The sequence below is a fragment of the Streptomyces sp. 1-11 genome (assembly GCF_007176755.1).
In the GTDB taxonomy this organism is placed as follows: domain Bacteria; phylum Actinomycetota; class Actinomycetes; order Streptomycetales; family Streptomycetaceae; genus Streptomyces.
Genome location: NZ_BJTV01000006.1, coordinates 460,554 through 473,028, shown reverse-complemented (window position 1 = coordinate 473,028; position 12,475 = coordinate 460,554). Strand labels below are relative to the sequence as shown.

The following is a 12,475-nucleotide window of genomic DNA, read 5'->3' as shown; positions in this document are numbered from 1 at the left end:
TCGACGGCATCCGCCACCCCCACGCCGACTCGATCAGCAACGAGTCGACACTCCCGCCACAGCCGCAATCTCATGCCTGACCAGCGGAATCCGCACACGACATTCGGAAAGCGAACAACCTCTAAAGCCGTGGAGCCGACCGCCCCAGCCACAGAGGGTGTCTCCCACGCCTTGCCCGCAGCCGCCGAGCGCGCCGCCGGGCGCGGCCAGCCGGGACGAAGGCAGGAGGCAGGCCGCGCCGCAGAGGCGGCGCGCGCCCGCGCCGTGCGCGGGCCTTGATGAAGTAGTGGAAGTTTTACCGCGCTCTGATCAACATCCCCTGTCTTGTCTCGGTTGATACTTGACGTTGTGGCTTCACCTGATGCTTGACACCGCTTGCCTCGGCTTGGCTGTGCGCGTCCGGCGGAATGATCAGCCTGGAATGATGCCGACATGGGGAACACACGTGCGTGGCCCGTGCTACGGACCACGGACCTGGATGAGGCGTTGAGGCTTGCGGAGGGGTTGCTGTCGGTCGCGTCCTGGTACAGACCCAGCGGCTGCTATCTGGACGCCTGGGCACGCGATGATGACGAGCTGCGACGGCTGACCGAGGCTCGGCCCGGAGCGCACGTTGAGTGGTACGGGGAGGGCCGTACGACCTTGCCCGCAAGTCTGTGCCTGAATGTGTCGAGCTGCGATGAGGCAGGTAAGGCCCTGAAGACGTGGGCCGACATCACCAGGTGTTACGTCCTGTGGCATGACCTGAAGTGGCCGGCTGTACCGGAGCTTGGGCTGGACGAGGAGTACAAGTACGCGGAGCTGGAGGTCGCGTGCAACAGTCGCGACATCCACTGCAGCGAGTGGGCGGCCGAACATACTGTTTTCATCCACGCACGGCCCGGACATGACGAGCGTGCTGCTTGGCTGGCGGCACAGGTCAACGCCCAGGTTGTAGGGCCTCCCGAGTTCGGCTGGTAGTTCATCAGGCGCCTTCTTTGATCGCCTAGCTAAGATCGTCAAGGGAAGAGGTCAAGCATCACCCCATGTCGACCCGTCAACCATCAACTGAAACTCGACACTGATCAACATCCCCTGGTCGTGGCCTGTCGGCTCTCAGCTCGGCTCGGCTACCGTTCCATCCATGCCTTCTGCACTGGACACGCCCCAGGGAGCGGCCGAGCTGGCCGAGTCCCTGCTTCCTCCGCTCGGGAACCGCTGGCTTCATACTCAGGCCGTGGCTGCTCGGGCTCGCGAGGCTTCCGCGGCTGTGTCCGAGGCAGATCGGGACCTCCTCGTCGCTGCCGCATGGCTGCACGACATCGGCTACGCACCCGAGCTGCGTGACACCGGGTTCCACCCCCTCGACGGCGCTAGGTACCTCGAATCACTGGGTGCACCGGCGCGCCTGGTGCGGCTGGTCGCCCACCACTCCGGGGCGGTGTACGAGGCGGAACAGCGTGGACTGTCGGCCGAACTGGCCGTCTACGAGCGGGAGGACTCCCCGGTCCTCGATGCCCTGATCTTCGCGGACATGACGACCGGCCCTGCTGGGCAGCCCTTCGACTTCGACACCCGGATCGACGAGATCCTGGTCCGCTACGAACCGGGTAGCGAGGTTCACAACGCGATCAGCAAGGCGCGGCCCTACCTGGGCGCAGCCGTACAACGCGTTCACGCGCGCTTGGGCTGAGGCTCGGGCCGGAGCTCCTGGCCTCAGGCGGTCTACCGCCGCTGTGTCGGATGCTTTACGGTCCTTCGCATGGGTGGCCTGGGGGACTTCCTGAAGAAGCGTTGGGGTGTAGTGATCCTCTTGTTGGGGATCTTGGCATGGGCTTCGGACGCTATCGGGCCGGGGATCTTCATCCTCGTAGCCGCCGTAGCTGTCCTGTACTTCCTCTTTCAGGCGCCGCTCAGGTGCATTGCCCTGGGGCGGCAAGGAAGGTGCCGGAACAACGCGCAAGGTCTGCTGCGTGGCTGTTGGATCCGTGAGCACAAGTGGCAAGGCATGAAAGCGCTACGTGGAGCGGGGGGCGAAGCGCTCGGGCCGAGTGCAGCGCTTATGCAGGATCGGCAGCAGATGAGCGCGACTCTGGGCGTCGCCGTAGGGGTGATCTCAACGATCGTCGCATGCGCGGACTTCATCTTTAAGTGATGCTCTGACCTGGGCCGAGTGAGTCATCCAAGGTACGGCTCGGGCCGTTCTGCGAGGCCATGCTCGATCCGCATGCGCATGGACGGGTGGATGTTCAGCTCGTCCAACGTGCTCGGGTCGACGAAGGCGACTTCCTTGCTCTCGCTGCTCGTCCGCAGCCGGCCGCCGATGATGCGGGCAAGGAAGCAGATGGAGAACTGCTGACGGACTTCGCCGTCGTCGTACGCCATGACGTGGTTGGGGTTGGTGTAGATGCCGACGAGGCCGGTCACCTCGACGTCGAAGCCGGTCTCTTCCTTCGTCTCGCGTACGGCTGCGTCCAGGGCTGACTCGCCCAGGTCGATCCCTCCTCCGGGCAGAGCCCAGAGATCGTTGTCGGTCTTGTGGATCAGCAGGACTTCTCCGGCCTCGTTGCGGGCGACAGCGGTCACGGAGGGGACGAGGCTGTTCGCCTTCGGAGCGTTCGGGTCGTTGAAGTAGTCGACGCGGGCCATGGGTTCAGCGTCGCACGTGCGCGGCGTTCTACGCCGCCCGGCCCCGCTCCCACACGTAGTCGAAGCTCCGCATGTAGTGCCGGAACGTCCGTGCTCCGGGGAGGTACCGGAAGTGCATCACCGGGTTCTGGCCGGCGGGAGCTCCCATGACATGAGGATTCACGAGAACGTCCTCATCGAACCGGTAGATCGAGTTGTAGAGGATCGTGTCGTGCACGCGGACCTCGACGCCGGGCGTCGACATGGCGGGCTCGAGATAACGACGAGTGATGCGGGCCCGCGCGGCCAGGTCGTCGCCGATGCCCTCCTCTTCGCCGCGTTGGCGGACTGCTTGGGAGTCGGGGTCGCCGAGCAGGATGCGGACCTGGGCGCCGGCCTTCGCCTTCGCGGCCAGGTGGTCGGGCAGGTCCGGGTGATTGTCGAAGAGGAAGAGACCGGCGTAGACGAGGATGTCTACCTGGTCCGTCGCCTTCTCGATCAGGGAGGACCACAGCGGCGCGGGCACCGCTCCACGATGCGGGTAGTACGTGATCAGCTCGGACGTGCTGGCCTTCTCCGCCTGCTTCTCCACTGACGGCCAGAGATAGATCTCGTCGACTCCGAGGAAGCTCGCTGCCTTCCATCGGTGCCCGCGGTGCGGGGTGCGGCCCGTGGTGATCCACCGCTCGACGCTCTTGGGGTCCACTCCGACGTGTCCCGCGACGGACTGGATCGTCTCGCCCTTCACCGAAATCGCCGCGCGTAAACGCTCGTTCGCCATCTCGTGCCCTTCTCGGGGACTACTGAGGACGTTTTGACGGTAGCTCAGACGTCCCTAAACGTCCATACGGACGGTGATGCGTCCACCCGCTCTCGCGGTCTTCTGGTCTCACCGACGGGATGTCGGTCACCACCACCCCCGACTTGGAGACAAGACGATGCGTCAGATCCCCGTAGAGACCTCCGGCGCGACTGTGATGGTCGCCCGTCCCCCGCAGCCGAAGATCCGTGACCGCCGGACCGGTGAGATCGCCACGGACCCCGAGACCGGCGCTTCGATGATGACCGTCGACGTGATGTTCGCCGCGAACGGCGAGGTCGAGATCCTTGCCGTCGCCGTGCCGGAGCCGGGTATCTCCGGTGAGCTGGCCATGGGGACCCCGGTGGCGCTGACCGGCCTGGTCGCGCGGCCGTGGGAGAACGAGTTCAACGGGCAGCGTCGCCACGGCATCAGCTTCCGTGCGGTCGCCGTCACGTCCCTCGTCGACAGCGCCGCGCAGTCCAAGGCGGCCTGACCGTGACCGGGTCCACCGTCGCCCTGCTGCTGGTCGTCGCCACCGCTGTTCTTCTGCGGTGGCGGCGTCCCGCCTGGTACTGGCTGACCTTCGGTGTCACCCTCGCCGTCCTGCGGGTCCTCGTCCGCTACCGCTCGGTGATGGACGCCTGCGGGCTGACGGTGCCGCCGTCCCGCTGGCGGCTGGCCCTGGCGCGGGTCGCGAACCGCCCCGTCCCTGACTCGCGGCCTCCACGCATTCTCCGGCTGCGTCCGACCCGTACCGGCCTGGTCCTGCGGCTGGGGCTGCGCCCGGGACAGGATGCCTTCGACGTGTCCGCCTCGTGTGATCGGCTGCGGCACTCGTTCGGCATGTATGGCGTCACCTCGCGTGAGCTGCGCTCGGGCGTCGTCGAGCTGCGGATGACCGGCTATGACGTGCTCAACCGGGTGCAGATGCCGGCCAGGCTGGAGCGTACGCCGACGCGGGTTCCCGTCGCCCTGCGGGAAGACGGCGCGGTGCACTACCGCGACTACCGCACCGTCCCCCACGCGCTGACCCTCGGCGCGACGAAGTCCGGCAAGTCCGTCTACCAGCGCAACCTGATCGCTGAGCTGGCCGCACAGCCGGTCGCCCTGGTCGGCATCGACTGCAAGCAAGGCGTGGAGCTGTATCCGCTGGCCCGCCGCTTCTCAGCACTGGCGGACAACACCGACGACGCCGCCGAACTCCTCGACGGTCTCGTGTCCCGCATGGAGGCCGTCTACCAACTCATCCGTGCCGAGCAGCGCATCACCGCCGACGTTCCGGACGCGGAGATCGCCGCCGACATCTGGGACCTGCCCGAGCATCTGCGCCCGGTCTCGATCGTGCTGCTCGTCGATGAGGTCGCCGAGCTGGCCCTCTTCACCAACAAGGAGGAAGAGAAGCGCCGGGACCGCGTCATCACCGCCCTCGCGCGCCTCGCCCAGCTCGGCCGCGCCGCCGGGATCTACCTGGAGATCTGCGGTCAGCGCTTCGGCTCGGAACTCGGCAAGGGCATCACGATGCTGCGCGCTCAGCTCACCGGCCGCACAGCCCACCGGGTCAACGACGAACCCTCGGCCAACATGGCCTTCGGCGACGTCGCCCCGGACGCCGTCCTCGCCGCGATCCAGATATCGCCCGACACGCCCGGCGTCGCCGTGGCCGGGGACCCCACCGGCGGATGGGCTCGCATCCGCGCCCCACACACCTCGTTGCGCAAGGCCGTCGATGCCTGCAACCGACACGCCTCGCTGACCCCGGAGCTGCCCGAACTCGCGTCCTTCCGGCCCGCCCTGCCGCTCTGGATTCCGGTCTCCGATCCGACCGCCAAGCCCGCCCCCGTCGTGGCCTGACCTCGGAAGGAGATTGACGATGCGTGCCGCACCCCGAGTCGACGCCGTGCTCGTCCAGGCCGTGATCGCCGGTGCCCTGTCCTTCGCCCACCTTCACGACCTGGCCGCCGCTGCCGGACAGGACGGTTGGAAGGCGTGGGCCTACCCGATCAGCGTCGATCTGCTCCTCGTCGCAGCCTGGCGGCGGCTGAGGATGCTGCGCCCGTCTGGCCAGCCGGTCAGGGCCGCATGGTTCTGGTTCGCCGTGGCGCTTGCCGCTTCCCTCGGCGCCAACGTCGCCACCGCCGGCCTTCTCGACCTCGGGGACGTGCCCGCCTGGCTGCGCATCCTCGTCGCCGGATGGCCTGCCCTCGCCTTCCTCGGCGGAACTCTCCTCGTTCACCTGCCCGCCCAGGCGGAAGCACCGCAAGGGTCCGCGGCTGCCGGACCGGCCGAGACAGCCGTGCCCGAACCCCGGCCCGCTGCCGAGTCGAAGACCGAGTCTTCTCCGGAACCTCAGCCGGAAGTGGCCGACGCTCCTGAGCCCGGCCGAGAACTGCCCGCGTCCGCGCCCTCGCCCTCGCCCGTCTCGGTCCCGGCCGCGCTGGTCGACCACGCCCGGAAGGTCGCCGACGACCACCACGCCCGCACCGGCGCCCCGATCGACACCGACACCCTGCGCGCCCGCCTCGGTGTCCCGGCCCACCTCGCCGACGCCATCGCCGCCCAGCTCGCCTGAACCGAAAGGAGAAGCCGCCATGCCCGCCCGCGACTACTTCCACTCCCTCATGCGGATCGGCCCCGTGCAGATCGGGACCCACCGCGACCAGCGCGGCAGCACCAAGCACGCCGCCGTGTGCACCAACGACCACTGCGGCTGGTCGGCCGACTACTCGACCCAGTCCGCAGCCCAGCTCGCCGCCCGCACCCACCGCTGCTCGGCCCGATAGGAGGCACCGCCATGGACGTCCCGCTCTGGTTCGCCCTCGCCGTCGTCGGCTACCTCGGCTGCAAGCTCGCCCGCCCGCCGCTCTGGCTGGTCCTGGTGCTGCTGCTCGGCGGCTACCTCGTCGCGGACAGCCTGCTCGCCCCTGTCATCGACACCGCCATCAAGTAGGGAGACCGACCATGCTCCGCCCCAAGATCCCGACCATGCCCGCCCCGACCCGGTTCACCTCGCCGCCTGTCCTCGTCGAGCCGATCGCCGTCGAGCAGTCCTCGCCGGCCGCTGCTCCTGCCCCCGTCTCGACGCCGTCCCGGCCCACCGTCCAGCTCACGCCCGGTTCCGCGCTCGCCCTGGTCGGGGGCGGCACCGCCGTGGTCCTGGTCGTCGGCGCCGTCCTGGTCTCCATGCTCCTGGCGGTCGCCATCACCGCCGCTTCCGTCGCCGTCTGCGCCCTGGTCGTCCGTTCGCTCGCTTCCGCCCAGCACCGCCGCTGACCCGGCCTGGAGGCGACGCACAAGCCGCCAAGCACGCCGCCGCCTTCGGGACCGGGATCTGCCAGTCAACCGCCATCGCCAAGGAGAAGCCATGGATCTGCAGCTCGCCGCCAGCGTCGCGCCGTTACTCGGCTGGGCCGTGCACGGCGGCATCCTCACCCGCCGTCTCGCCACCGCCCGCCGCGACCCGCTCACCGGCCTGCACACCCGCGCTGGGTGGACCGCCCGCGCCGAACACCTCATCCGCCGACACCCGAGTGCCGCCGTCCTCCTGGTCGACCTCGACCACTTCAAGACCCTTAACGACACCCACGGCCACGCCGCCGGGGACGCCGCCCTCGTCGCCACCGCCGACCGCATGCGCTCCTGGTGCGGATGCCACGGCATCGCCGGACGCTTGGGCGGGGACGAGTTCGTCGCCGTAGTCCGCGACCTGGCCGCCGCCGATCTCGGCGCGCTCAACGCCGCCCTTCACCGGCCGCTGCCCTACGCCGGGCTGTCGCTGCCGCTGGCCGCCTCGGTCGGGGCCTGCCTCGTCGCCGAGCTGCCCGCGCCGTCGCTGACCGATGCTCTCGCCGCTGCTGATGCGGCCATGTACGCGGCCAAGGGCCGTGGCCGCCGGGGCTCACGCACCTCTCACTGAAAGGCCGCCGGGTGGCGCACAAGCCGCCAAGCACGCCGCCACCCGGGGCCGTTTCTTCCAACCGCAATCGAAAGGAACCACCATCATGGCCCAGCACACACCGCCTCCGCCGAGGATCTGCCCGGCCTGCGACGGCTTCGCCTCCGTCGCCATCACCCTCGGCGGCCGCGACGCCCGCGGCCACCTGCGGATCATCACCGCACACTGCCCGGCCTGCCACGGCACCGGCAGCACCCCCGCCCGCCGCGACCGGGAGGGCGCCCGTGCCTGAGACGCTGCTCGACCCGACCACCCTCGGCGACCTGCTGAGGGTGGCTTCGGCCTCCGACTACGCCCGATGGGAAGACCAGATCCGCCGCACTGGCGGCTGCGCCGACCCCATCCACCTGACCGGCTGGACCCTCACCAAGGACAAGACCACCGGCGAGACCCTGCACCACTACTCCACGGAGGGCGAACCCGGCGGACGCCTTCGTCTGGCCTGCGGCAACCGCCGCGCCTCCCGTTGTCCTGCCTGCGCCTGGACGTACGCGGGCGACACCTACCACCTCATCCGCGCAGGCCTCGCCGGTGACGACCGCAGGGACATCGCCGCCACCGTCCGCGACCACCCCCGCGTCTTCGCCACCCTCACCGCGCCGTCGTTTGGCCGCGTGCACAACCGACCCGACTACGGCGTCTGCCGCTGCGGCACCCGCCACCTGGCAGATGACCCCGCCCTCGGCACCGCCCTCGACCCAGAGACGTACGACTACGCGGGCACAGTGCTCTTCAACAACCACGCCGGACAGCTCTGGCAGCGCTTCACCACCCGGCTCCGCCGCGAGATAGCCGCCCGCGCCGGCCTTTCACAACGTGAGCTGAAGGAGTGCGCACGGCTGTCGTACGGCAAGGTCGCCGAGTTCCAGAAGCGCGGCGCCCTGCACTTCCACGCCGTGATCCGGCTGGACGGTCCCAACGGCCCGGACACGCCGCCGCCCGCCTGGGCCACCGTCGACCTCCTCGCCGACGCGATCCGCGCAGCTGCCGCGCACTCCTACACGTCAGTTTCTGTCCCGGCCGCCGAGGACCAGCCTGCCCGGACCTTCCGCTGGGGCACCCAGCTCGACGTCCGACCGGTCAAGGCGTTCGGTGACGGCTCCGACATCACCGAACAGGCCGTCGCCTCCTACGTCGCCAAGTACGCCACCAAAGCCGCAGAGAACACCGGCACCCTCGACCGCCGCATCGGCGAACTCGCGGAACTCGATCGCCACCAGGTCCCCGACCACACCCGCCGCCTCATCACGGCCTGCAAGGAACTCGACCCGCTCTACCCCGACCGCCGCCTCTGGGCCTGGGCGCACATGCTCGGCTTCCGCGGCCACTTCTCCACCAAGTCCCGCCGCTACTCCACCACCCTCGGCGCCCTCCGCCAGGAACGCGCCGACTACCGCGCTACCCAGGAGCGCGAAGCCCTCGGTCTGGAGGACACCGAGCCGGACACCGTCCTCGTCCTCGCCGACTGGCAGTACGCCGGCCACGGCCACACCCCCGGCGAATCAGCCCTCGCCGCCACCATCGCCCGCGACCTCCAACTCAACCGCGAGACCGCCCGCGATGCCCTACGCGACCTACTCGCCCAGGAAGGAGCTGCGGCGTGAGCACCACTGCCACTGCCGAACTGCTGACGGTGCCCGAGGTCATGGCGCGGCTCAGGCTCGGCCGCTCCACGGTCTACGACCTGATCCGCTCCCGCCGGTTGGTCTCCATCCCCGTCGGGCGTTCCCGCCGCGTGCCCGCTGACGCGCTGCGCGACTTCATCAACCACGAGATCGAGGAGGCCGCCTGATGGCCAAGCGCAACCCCAACGGAGAAGGCACCATCTACCGCCGCAAGGACGGCCGTTACGAGGGAGCGGGCTATGTCCTGATGCCTGACGGCACGTACAAGCGCCGGCGGGTCTACGGCAAGACCTGGGAGGAGGCCCGGCGGAAGCTCACCGAGCTGCTCGCGAAGAGCGATCAGGGCATCCCGGCGGCTGACACGACGGAAAGCCTCGACACCTACCTGACCTACTGGCTTGAGCACATCGTGAGTCACAAGGTGCGGCCGTCGACGGTCTACAGCTACAGCAAGTGCGTCAACGCGTACATCATCCCCCGGCTCGGCAAGAAGAAGTTGGCGCGGCTCACCGCCAAGGACGTGCGCCTCTTCCTCGACTGGGCTCGGCAGGCCTGCCAGTGCTGCGCGCAGAAGCGGGACGCCGCCCGTCCGGCCGACGCGCGTCGCTGCTGTGCCGCCACCCCCAAGCGGTGCTGCGAGCGGCGGCTGTCTCCTCGCATGGTCCAGTACCTTCACGCGGTGCTGCGGAACGCCCTCCAGCACGCGGTTCGCGAGGAGCTGGTGCAGCGCAACGTCGCCAAGCTCGTGCAGGTGCAGACTCCCCGGTACCGGGTCGGCCGCGGCCTGTCCGTCGCCGAAGCCAAGAAGCTCCTGGGCGACGTGCGCGACAACCGCCTGTGTGCGGCCTACGTGCTCGCGCTGTACCTGGGTCTGCGGCGTGGTGAGCTGCTGGGGCTTCACTGGTCGGACGTTGACCTGGATGGGGGATCACTGGAGATCCGTACGGCCCTGCAGCGGGTCAACGGCGAGCTGACGCTGACCGCGCCCAAGACGCGTCGCTCGGAGCGGCCCGTACCGCTGCCCGCCGTGTGCGTCGACGCCCTCCGCCGGCACCGTGTCGGCCAGGCCGAGGAGCGCCGGGCGGCGGGGGAGCAGTGGCGGGAAACCGGTCTGGTCTTCACCACCAGGCGGGGGACCCCGATCGAGCCCCGGAACCTGAACCGGCACTTCTACCCGATCCGCGAGCGGCTGGGCCTGAAGGTGCGTTTCCACGATCTTCGGCACACCTGCGTGACGCTGCTTCTCGGCCTCGGCATCCCGCCGCACATCGTCCGCGACATCGTCGGGCACAGCGCCTTGGACGTGACTATGAACATCTACGCACACGCCGACATGACCGAGAAGCGGTCAGCTCTTGACCAGCTCGGGAGCCTGCTCGCCGACGAGTGAGTGACGGGCCCGTTGCCGTCAGCGTTGCCGTCAGAGACACGAAACGCCCTGGAGGGGAGATCCCCTCTGGGGCGTTTTTGCTGGTGACGGGTTGCGCCCCCGGCAGGACTCGAACCTGCGGCCAAGCGCTTAGAAGGCGCCTGCTCTATCCACTGAGCTACGGGGGCCTGGTGGCGGGACAAGGATAAAGCTCCTCGCTCCCTGACCCTGTCGCTTCGCCTCCGTGGCTCGATGTGGAGGTTCGGTGAAGCGGTCCTGATAATCGCAGGCAGGTGCGAATCGTGCACCGCTTTTGGCCTCCGACGCTCCGGGTGTTGTGCACTCGTTATGCCTGGACTGTGCCCTCGTACCAGTCGTCCCTTACGTCCGATCTGTTCCATCGGCGCGCTGAGATGTCCATATGCTTCAGAATTCCCCTAAAATTGGGCATTCTTCGCATGTGGTGACCTTGGACGTTCGGCCTCAGCTGCTCGACACACTCTCCGCTCTGCGCGACCGTGTCGCCGCCGCACGCTTTCCGCTGCCCCTGGCCGGGGCCCCACGCGCGCGTGCGAACCGCGACGAGCTCCTTGCGCAGCTCGACGACTATCTGGTGCCCCGGTTGAGAGATCCCGGCGCCCCGCTGCTGGCCGTCGTCGGCGGGTCCACCGGGGCCGGCAAGTCGACCCTCGTGAACTCCATCGTGGGGCGCAGAGTCAGCCAGGCGGGCGTGCTCCGGCCGACGACCCGGACACCGGTCCTGGTCTGCCATCCGGAGGATCATCACTGGTTCAGCGGAATGCGCGTGCTCCCCCACCTCACGCGCGTGTGGGGGCCGCAGCCGGACACGGGGGACGATCTGCTGCTCCCCGGCGAGGCCGCCCCCCGCGCACTGCGCGTCGAGACGGCCGAGAGCCTCCCGCGCGGCCTCGCCCTGCTCGACGCGCCCGACATCGACTCGCTGCTGTCCGACAACCGCGTCCTGGCCGCCGAGCTGATCTGCGCCGCCGACATCTGGATCATGGTCACCACCGCCGCCCGCTACGCCGACGCCGTGCCCTGGCACCTGCTGCGCACGGCCAAGGAGTACGACGTCACCCTGGTGACCGTCCTCGACCGTGTCCCGCACCAGGTGGTCTCGGAGGTCTCCCGGCAGTACGGCGCCCTCCTCACCAAGGCCGGGCTCGGCGACGTACCCCGGTTCACCGTGCCCGAGCTGCCCGAGTCGGCCTGGGGCGCCGGTCTGCTGCCCTCCACCGCCGTGGCGGCCCTGCGGACCTGGCTGGTGCACCACGCGCAGGACGCCGCGGCCCATGAGCACGTGATGGCCCGTACGGCGCACGGCCTGCTCGACTCGCTCAAGGCGCGCATGCCCGAGCTGGCCGGCGCCGTCGCCGCCCAGTACGCCGCCGCGCTCCGGCTCACCTCCGCCGTCGAGAGCGCCTACGACGGCGAGCACGCGCGCCTGCGGGGCCGGCTGCAGTCCGGGGCCGTGCTCGCCGGGGACGCGCTCAAGCGCTGGCGTGCCTTCCCCCTGGACTGCACGGCGGGTGAACTGCTGGACGCCCTCGTCGAAAGCCTGGGCGCGCTGCTGCTGTGCGCCGTCACGGCCGCCGACGAGCGTGTCGACGAGGCGTGGCGGCGCGAGCCGGGCGCGGCCGCTCCGGGGCTCGCCGGCCGGCACCCCTCCCCGGACAAGGCCGAACACCGCATCGGGCTCGCGGCGCGCCGCTGGCGGCGCGAGCTGGAGGAGTACGCCGAGGACGAGGTACGGGACATCGAGCGCAGCACCGCTCCCGACTCCGAGAGCGTCGCCGCACTCGTCGCCACCGCGCTGCTGGGCGGGAGCCGGGCGCGCGCCGCGGGCGAGCGGCTGGCCCAGCGGATCGGCGCCCACGGCGCGCTGCGGCTGCGCGACCGGGCGGAGCGCCTGCTCAACGACACCGTGGACCGCGTCGTGCACACCGAACGCGAACGCCGCCTCGCCCCGCTCGACGCCCTTGACGTCCGTGCCGAGCCCCAGGCGGAGCTCATCGCCGCGATGTCCGTACTGCAGAAGGAGAGGTGAACGGTGACAGCCGTCACTGACCACGACCACACGGACCACACGGACAGCGACA

At 69.6% G+C, this 12,475-nt stretch carries 17 protein-coding genes and 1 tRNA gene; 15 read left to right on the top strand and 3 right to left on the bottom strand.

Annotated features, from left to right (window positions below; genetic code table 11):
* Positions 1 to 432: 432 nt before the first annotated feature.
* From TNCT1_RS16325 to TNCT1_RS16315, 3 genes are all read left to right on the top strand, one after another.
* Positions 433 to 960, top strand: coding sequence for a hypothetical protein (locus TNCT1_RS16325; RefSeq protein WP_143632500.1), 528 nt, complete (start codon positions 433 to 435; stop codon positions 958 to 960).
* A gap of 163 nt (positions 961 to 1,123) precedes the next feature.
* A complete protein-coding gene (locus TNCT1_RS16320; protein ID WP_143632498.1) occupies positions 1,124 to 1,672 on the top strand; it encodes an HD domain-containing protein in 549 nt (182 codons plus the stop codon).
* 69 nt (positions 1,673 to 1,741) lie between these two features.
* Positions 1,742 to 2,134 (top strand): hypothetical protein, encoded by a 393-nt coding sequence (locus TNCT1_RS16315; RefSeq protein WP_143632496.1) that lies wholly within the window; start codon positions 1,742 to 1,744, stop codon positions 2,132 to 2,134.
* Positions 2,135 to 2,157: 23 nt separating this feature from the next.
* Here TNCT1_RS16315 and TNCT1_RS16310 read toward each other — a convergent pair whose 3' ends face one another.
* Together TNCT1_RS16310 and TNCT1_RS16305 are read right to left on the bottom strand one after the other, a co-directional pair.
* Positions 2,158 to 2,628: an NUDIX hydrolase gene (locus TNCT1_RS16310; protein ID WP_143632494.1), complete on the bottom strand. Its 471-nt coding sequence runs from the start codon at positions 2,626 to 2,628 to the stop codon at positions 2,158 to 2,160.
* 28 nt (positions 2,629 to 2,656) lie between these two features.
* Positions 2,657 to 3,388, bottom strand: coding sequence for an XRE family transcriptional regulator (locus TNCT1_RS16305; RefSeq protein WP_143632493.1), 732 nt, complete (start codon positions 3,386 to 3,388; stop codon positions 2,657 to 2,659).
* Between the two features lie 157 nt (positions 3,389 to 3,545).
* Between TNCT1_RS16305 and TNCT1_RS16300 the strand changes: the two genes are divergently transcribed.
* The 11 genes from TNCT1_RS16300 (at position 3,546) to TNCT1_RS16250 (ending at position 10,376) form a co-directional block, all read left to right on the top strand.
* A complete protein-coding gene (locus TNCT1_RS16300) occupies positions 3,546 to 3,902 on the top strand; it encodes a hypothetical protein (RefSeq protein ID WP_143632491.1) in 357 nt (118 codons plus the stop codon).
* 2 nt (positions 3,903 to 3,904) lie between these two features.
* Positions 3,905 to 5,260 (top strand): FtsK/SpoIIIE domain-containing protein, encoded by a 1,356-nt coding sequence (locus tag TNCT1_RS16295; protein WP_143632489.1) that lies wholly within the window; start codon positions 3,905 to 3,907, stop codon positions 5,258 to 5,260.
* Positions 5,261 to 5,279: 19 nt separating this feature from the next.
* Complete coding sequence (locus TNCT1_RS16290) at positions 5,280 to 5,978, top strand: DUF2637 domain-containing protein (protein ID WP_143632487.1); 699 nt, start codon at positions 5,280 to 5,282, stop codon at positions 5,976 to 5,978.
* Positions 5,979 to 5,997: 19 nt separating this feature from the next.
* The gene (locus TNCT1_RS16285) at positions 5,998 to 6,189 is read left to right on the top strand and encodes a mobile element transfer protein (protein ID WP_143632485.1); all 192 of its coding nucleotides are present in this window, start codon (positions 5,998 to 6,000) and stop codon (positions 6,187 to 6,189) included.
* An 11-nt stretch (positions 6,190 to 6,200) separates the two neighbouring features.
* The gene (locus tag TNCT1_RS16280; protein WP_143632483.1) at positions 6,201 to 6,356 is read left to right on the top strand and encodes a hypothetical protein; all 156 of its coding nucleotides are present in this window, start codon (positions 6,201 to 6,203) and stop codon (positions 6,354 to 6,356) included.
* Between the two features lie 11 nt (positions 6,357 to 6,367).
* Positions 6,368 to 6,679 carry a SpdD-like protein gene (locus tag TNCT1_RS16275; protein WP_143632481.1) on the top strand — a complete coding sequence of 104 codons (312 nt, stop codon included), beginning with the start codon at positions 6,368 to 6,370 and terminating at the stop codon, positions 6,677 to 6,679.
* Between the two features lie 91 nt (positions 6,680 to 6,770).
* Positions 6,771 to 7,322 (top strand): GGDEF domain-containing protein, encoded by a 552-nt coding sequence (locus TNCT1_RS16270; RefSeq protein ID WP_143632479.1) that lies wholly within the window; start codon positions 6,771 to 6,773, stop codon positions 7,320 to 7,322.
* Between the two features lie 85 nt (positions 7,323 to 7,407).
* On the top strand, positions 7,408 to 7,593 hold the full coding sequence (locus TNCT1_RS16265; protein WP_143632477.1) for a hypothetical protein: 186 nt from the start codon (positions 7,408 to 7,410) through the stop codon (positions 7,591 to 7,593).
* Entirely contained in the window at positions 7,586 to 8,965 is a 1,380-nt protein-coding gene (gene repSA, locus TNCT1_RS16260) for a replication initiator protein RepSA (RefSeq protein WP_143632475.1), read from the top strand. Before TNCT1_RS16265 ends, repSA begins: the two co-directional genes overlap by 8 nt.
* Complete coding sequence (locus TNCT1_RS16255) at positions 8,962 to 9,153, top strand: helix-turn-helix domain-containing protein (protein WP_268894173.1); 192 nt, start codon at positions 8,962 to 8,964, stop codon at positions 9,151 to 9,153. Before repSA ends, TNCT1_RS16255 begins: the two co-directional genes overlap by 4 nt.
* On the top strand, positions 9,153 to 10,376 hold the full coding sequence (locus tag TNCT1_RS16250; RefSeq protein WP_143632473.1) for a tyrosine-type recombinase/integrase: 1,224 nt from the start codon (positions 9,153 to 9,155) through the stop codon (positions 10,374 to 10,376). The genes TNCT1_RS16255 and TNCT1_RS16250 overlap by 1 nt, the downstream gene beginning before the upstream one ends.
* A gap of 94 nt (positions 10,377 to 10,470) precedes the next feature.
* On the opposite strand, the gene TNCT1_RS16245 is transcribed toward TNCT1_RS16250, so the two are convergent.
* Positions 10,471 to 10,543 (bottom strand) — tRNA-Arg (locus tag TNCT1_RS16245).
* A gap of 272 nt (positions 10,544 to 10,815) precedes the next feature.
* On the opposite strand from TNCT1_RS16245, the gene TNCT1_RS16240 reads away from it, so the two are divergent.
* Positions 10,816 to 12,423: a dynamin family protein gene (locus tag TNCT1_RS16240; protein WP_143632471.1), complete on the top strand. Its 1,608-nt coding sequence runs from the start codon at positions 10,816 to 10,818 to the stop codon at positions 12,421 to 12,423.
* Positions 12,424 to 12,475 lie beyond the last annotated feature (52 nt).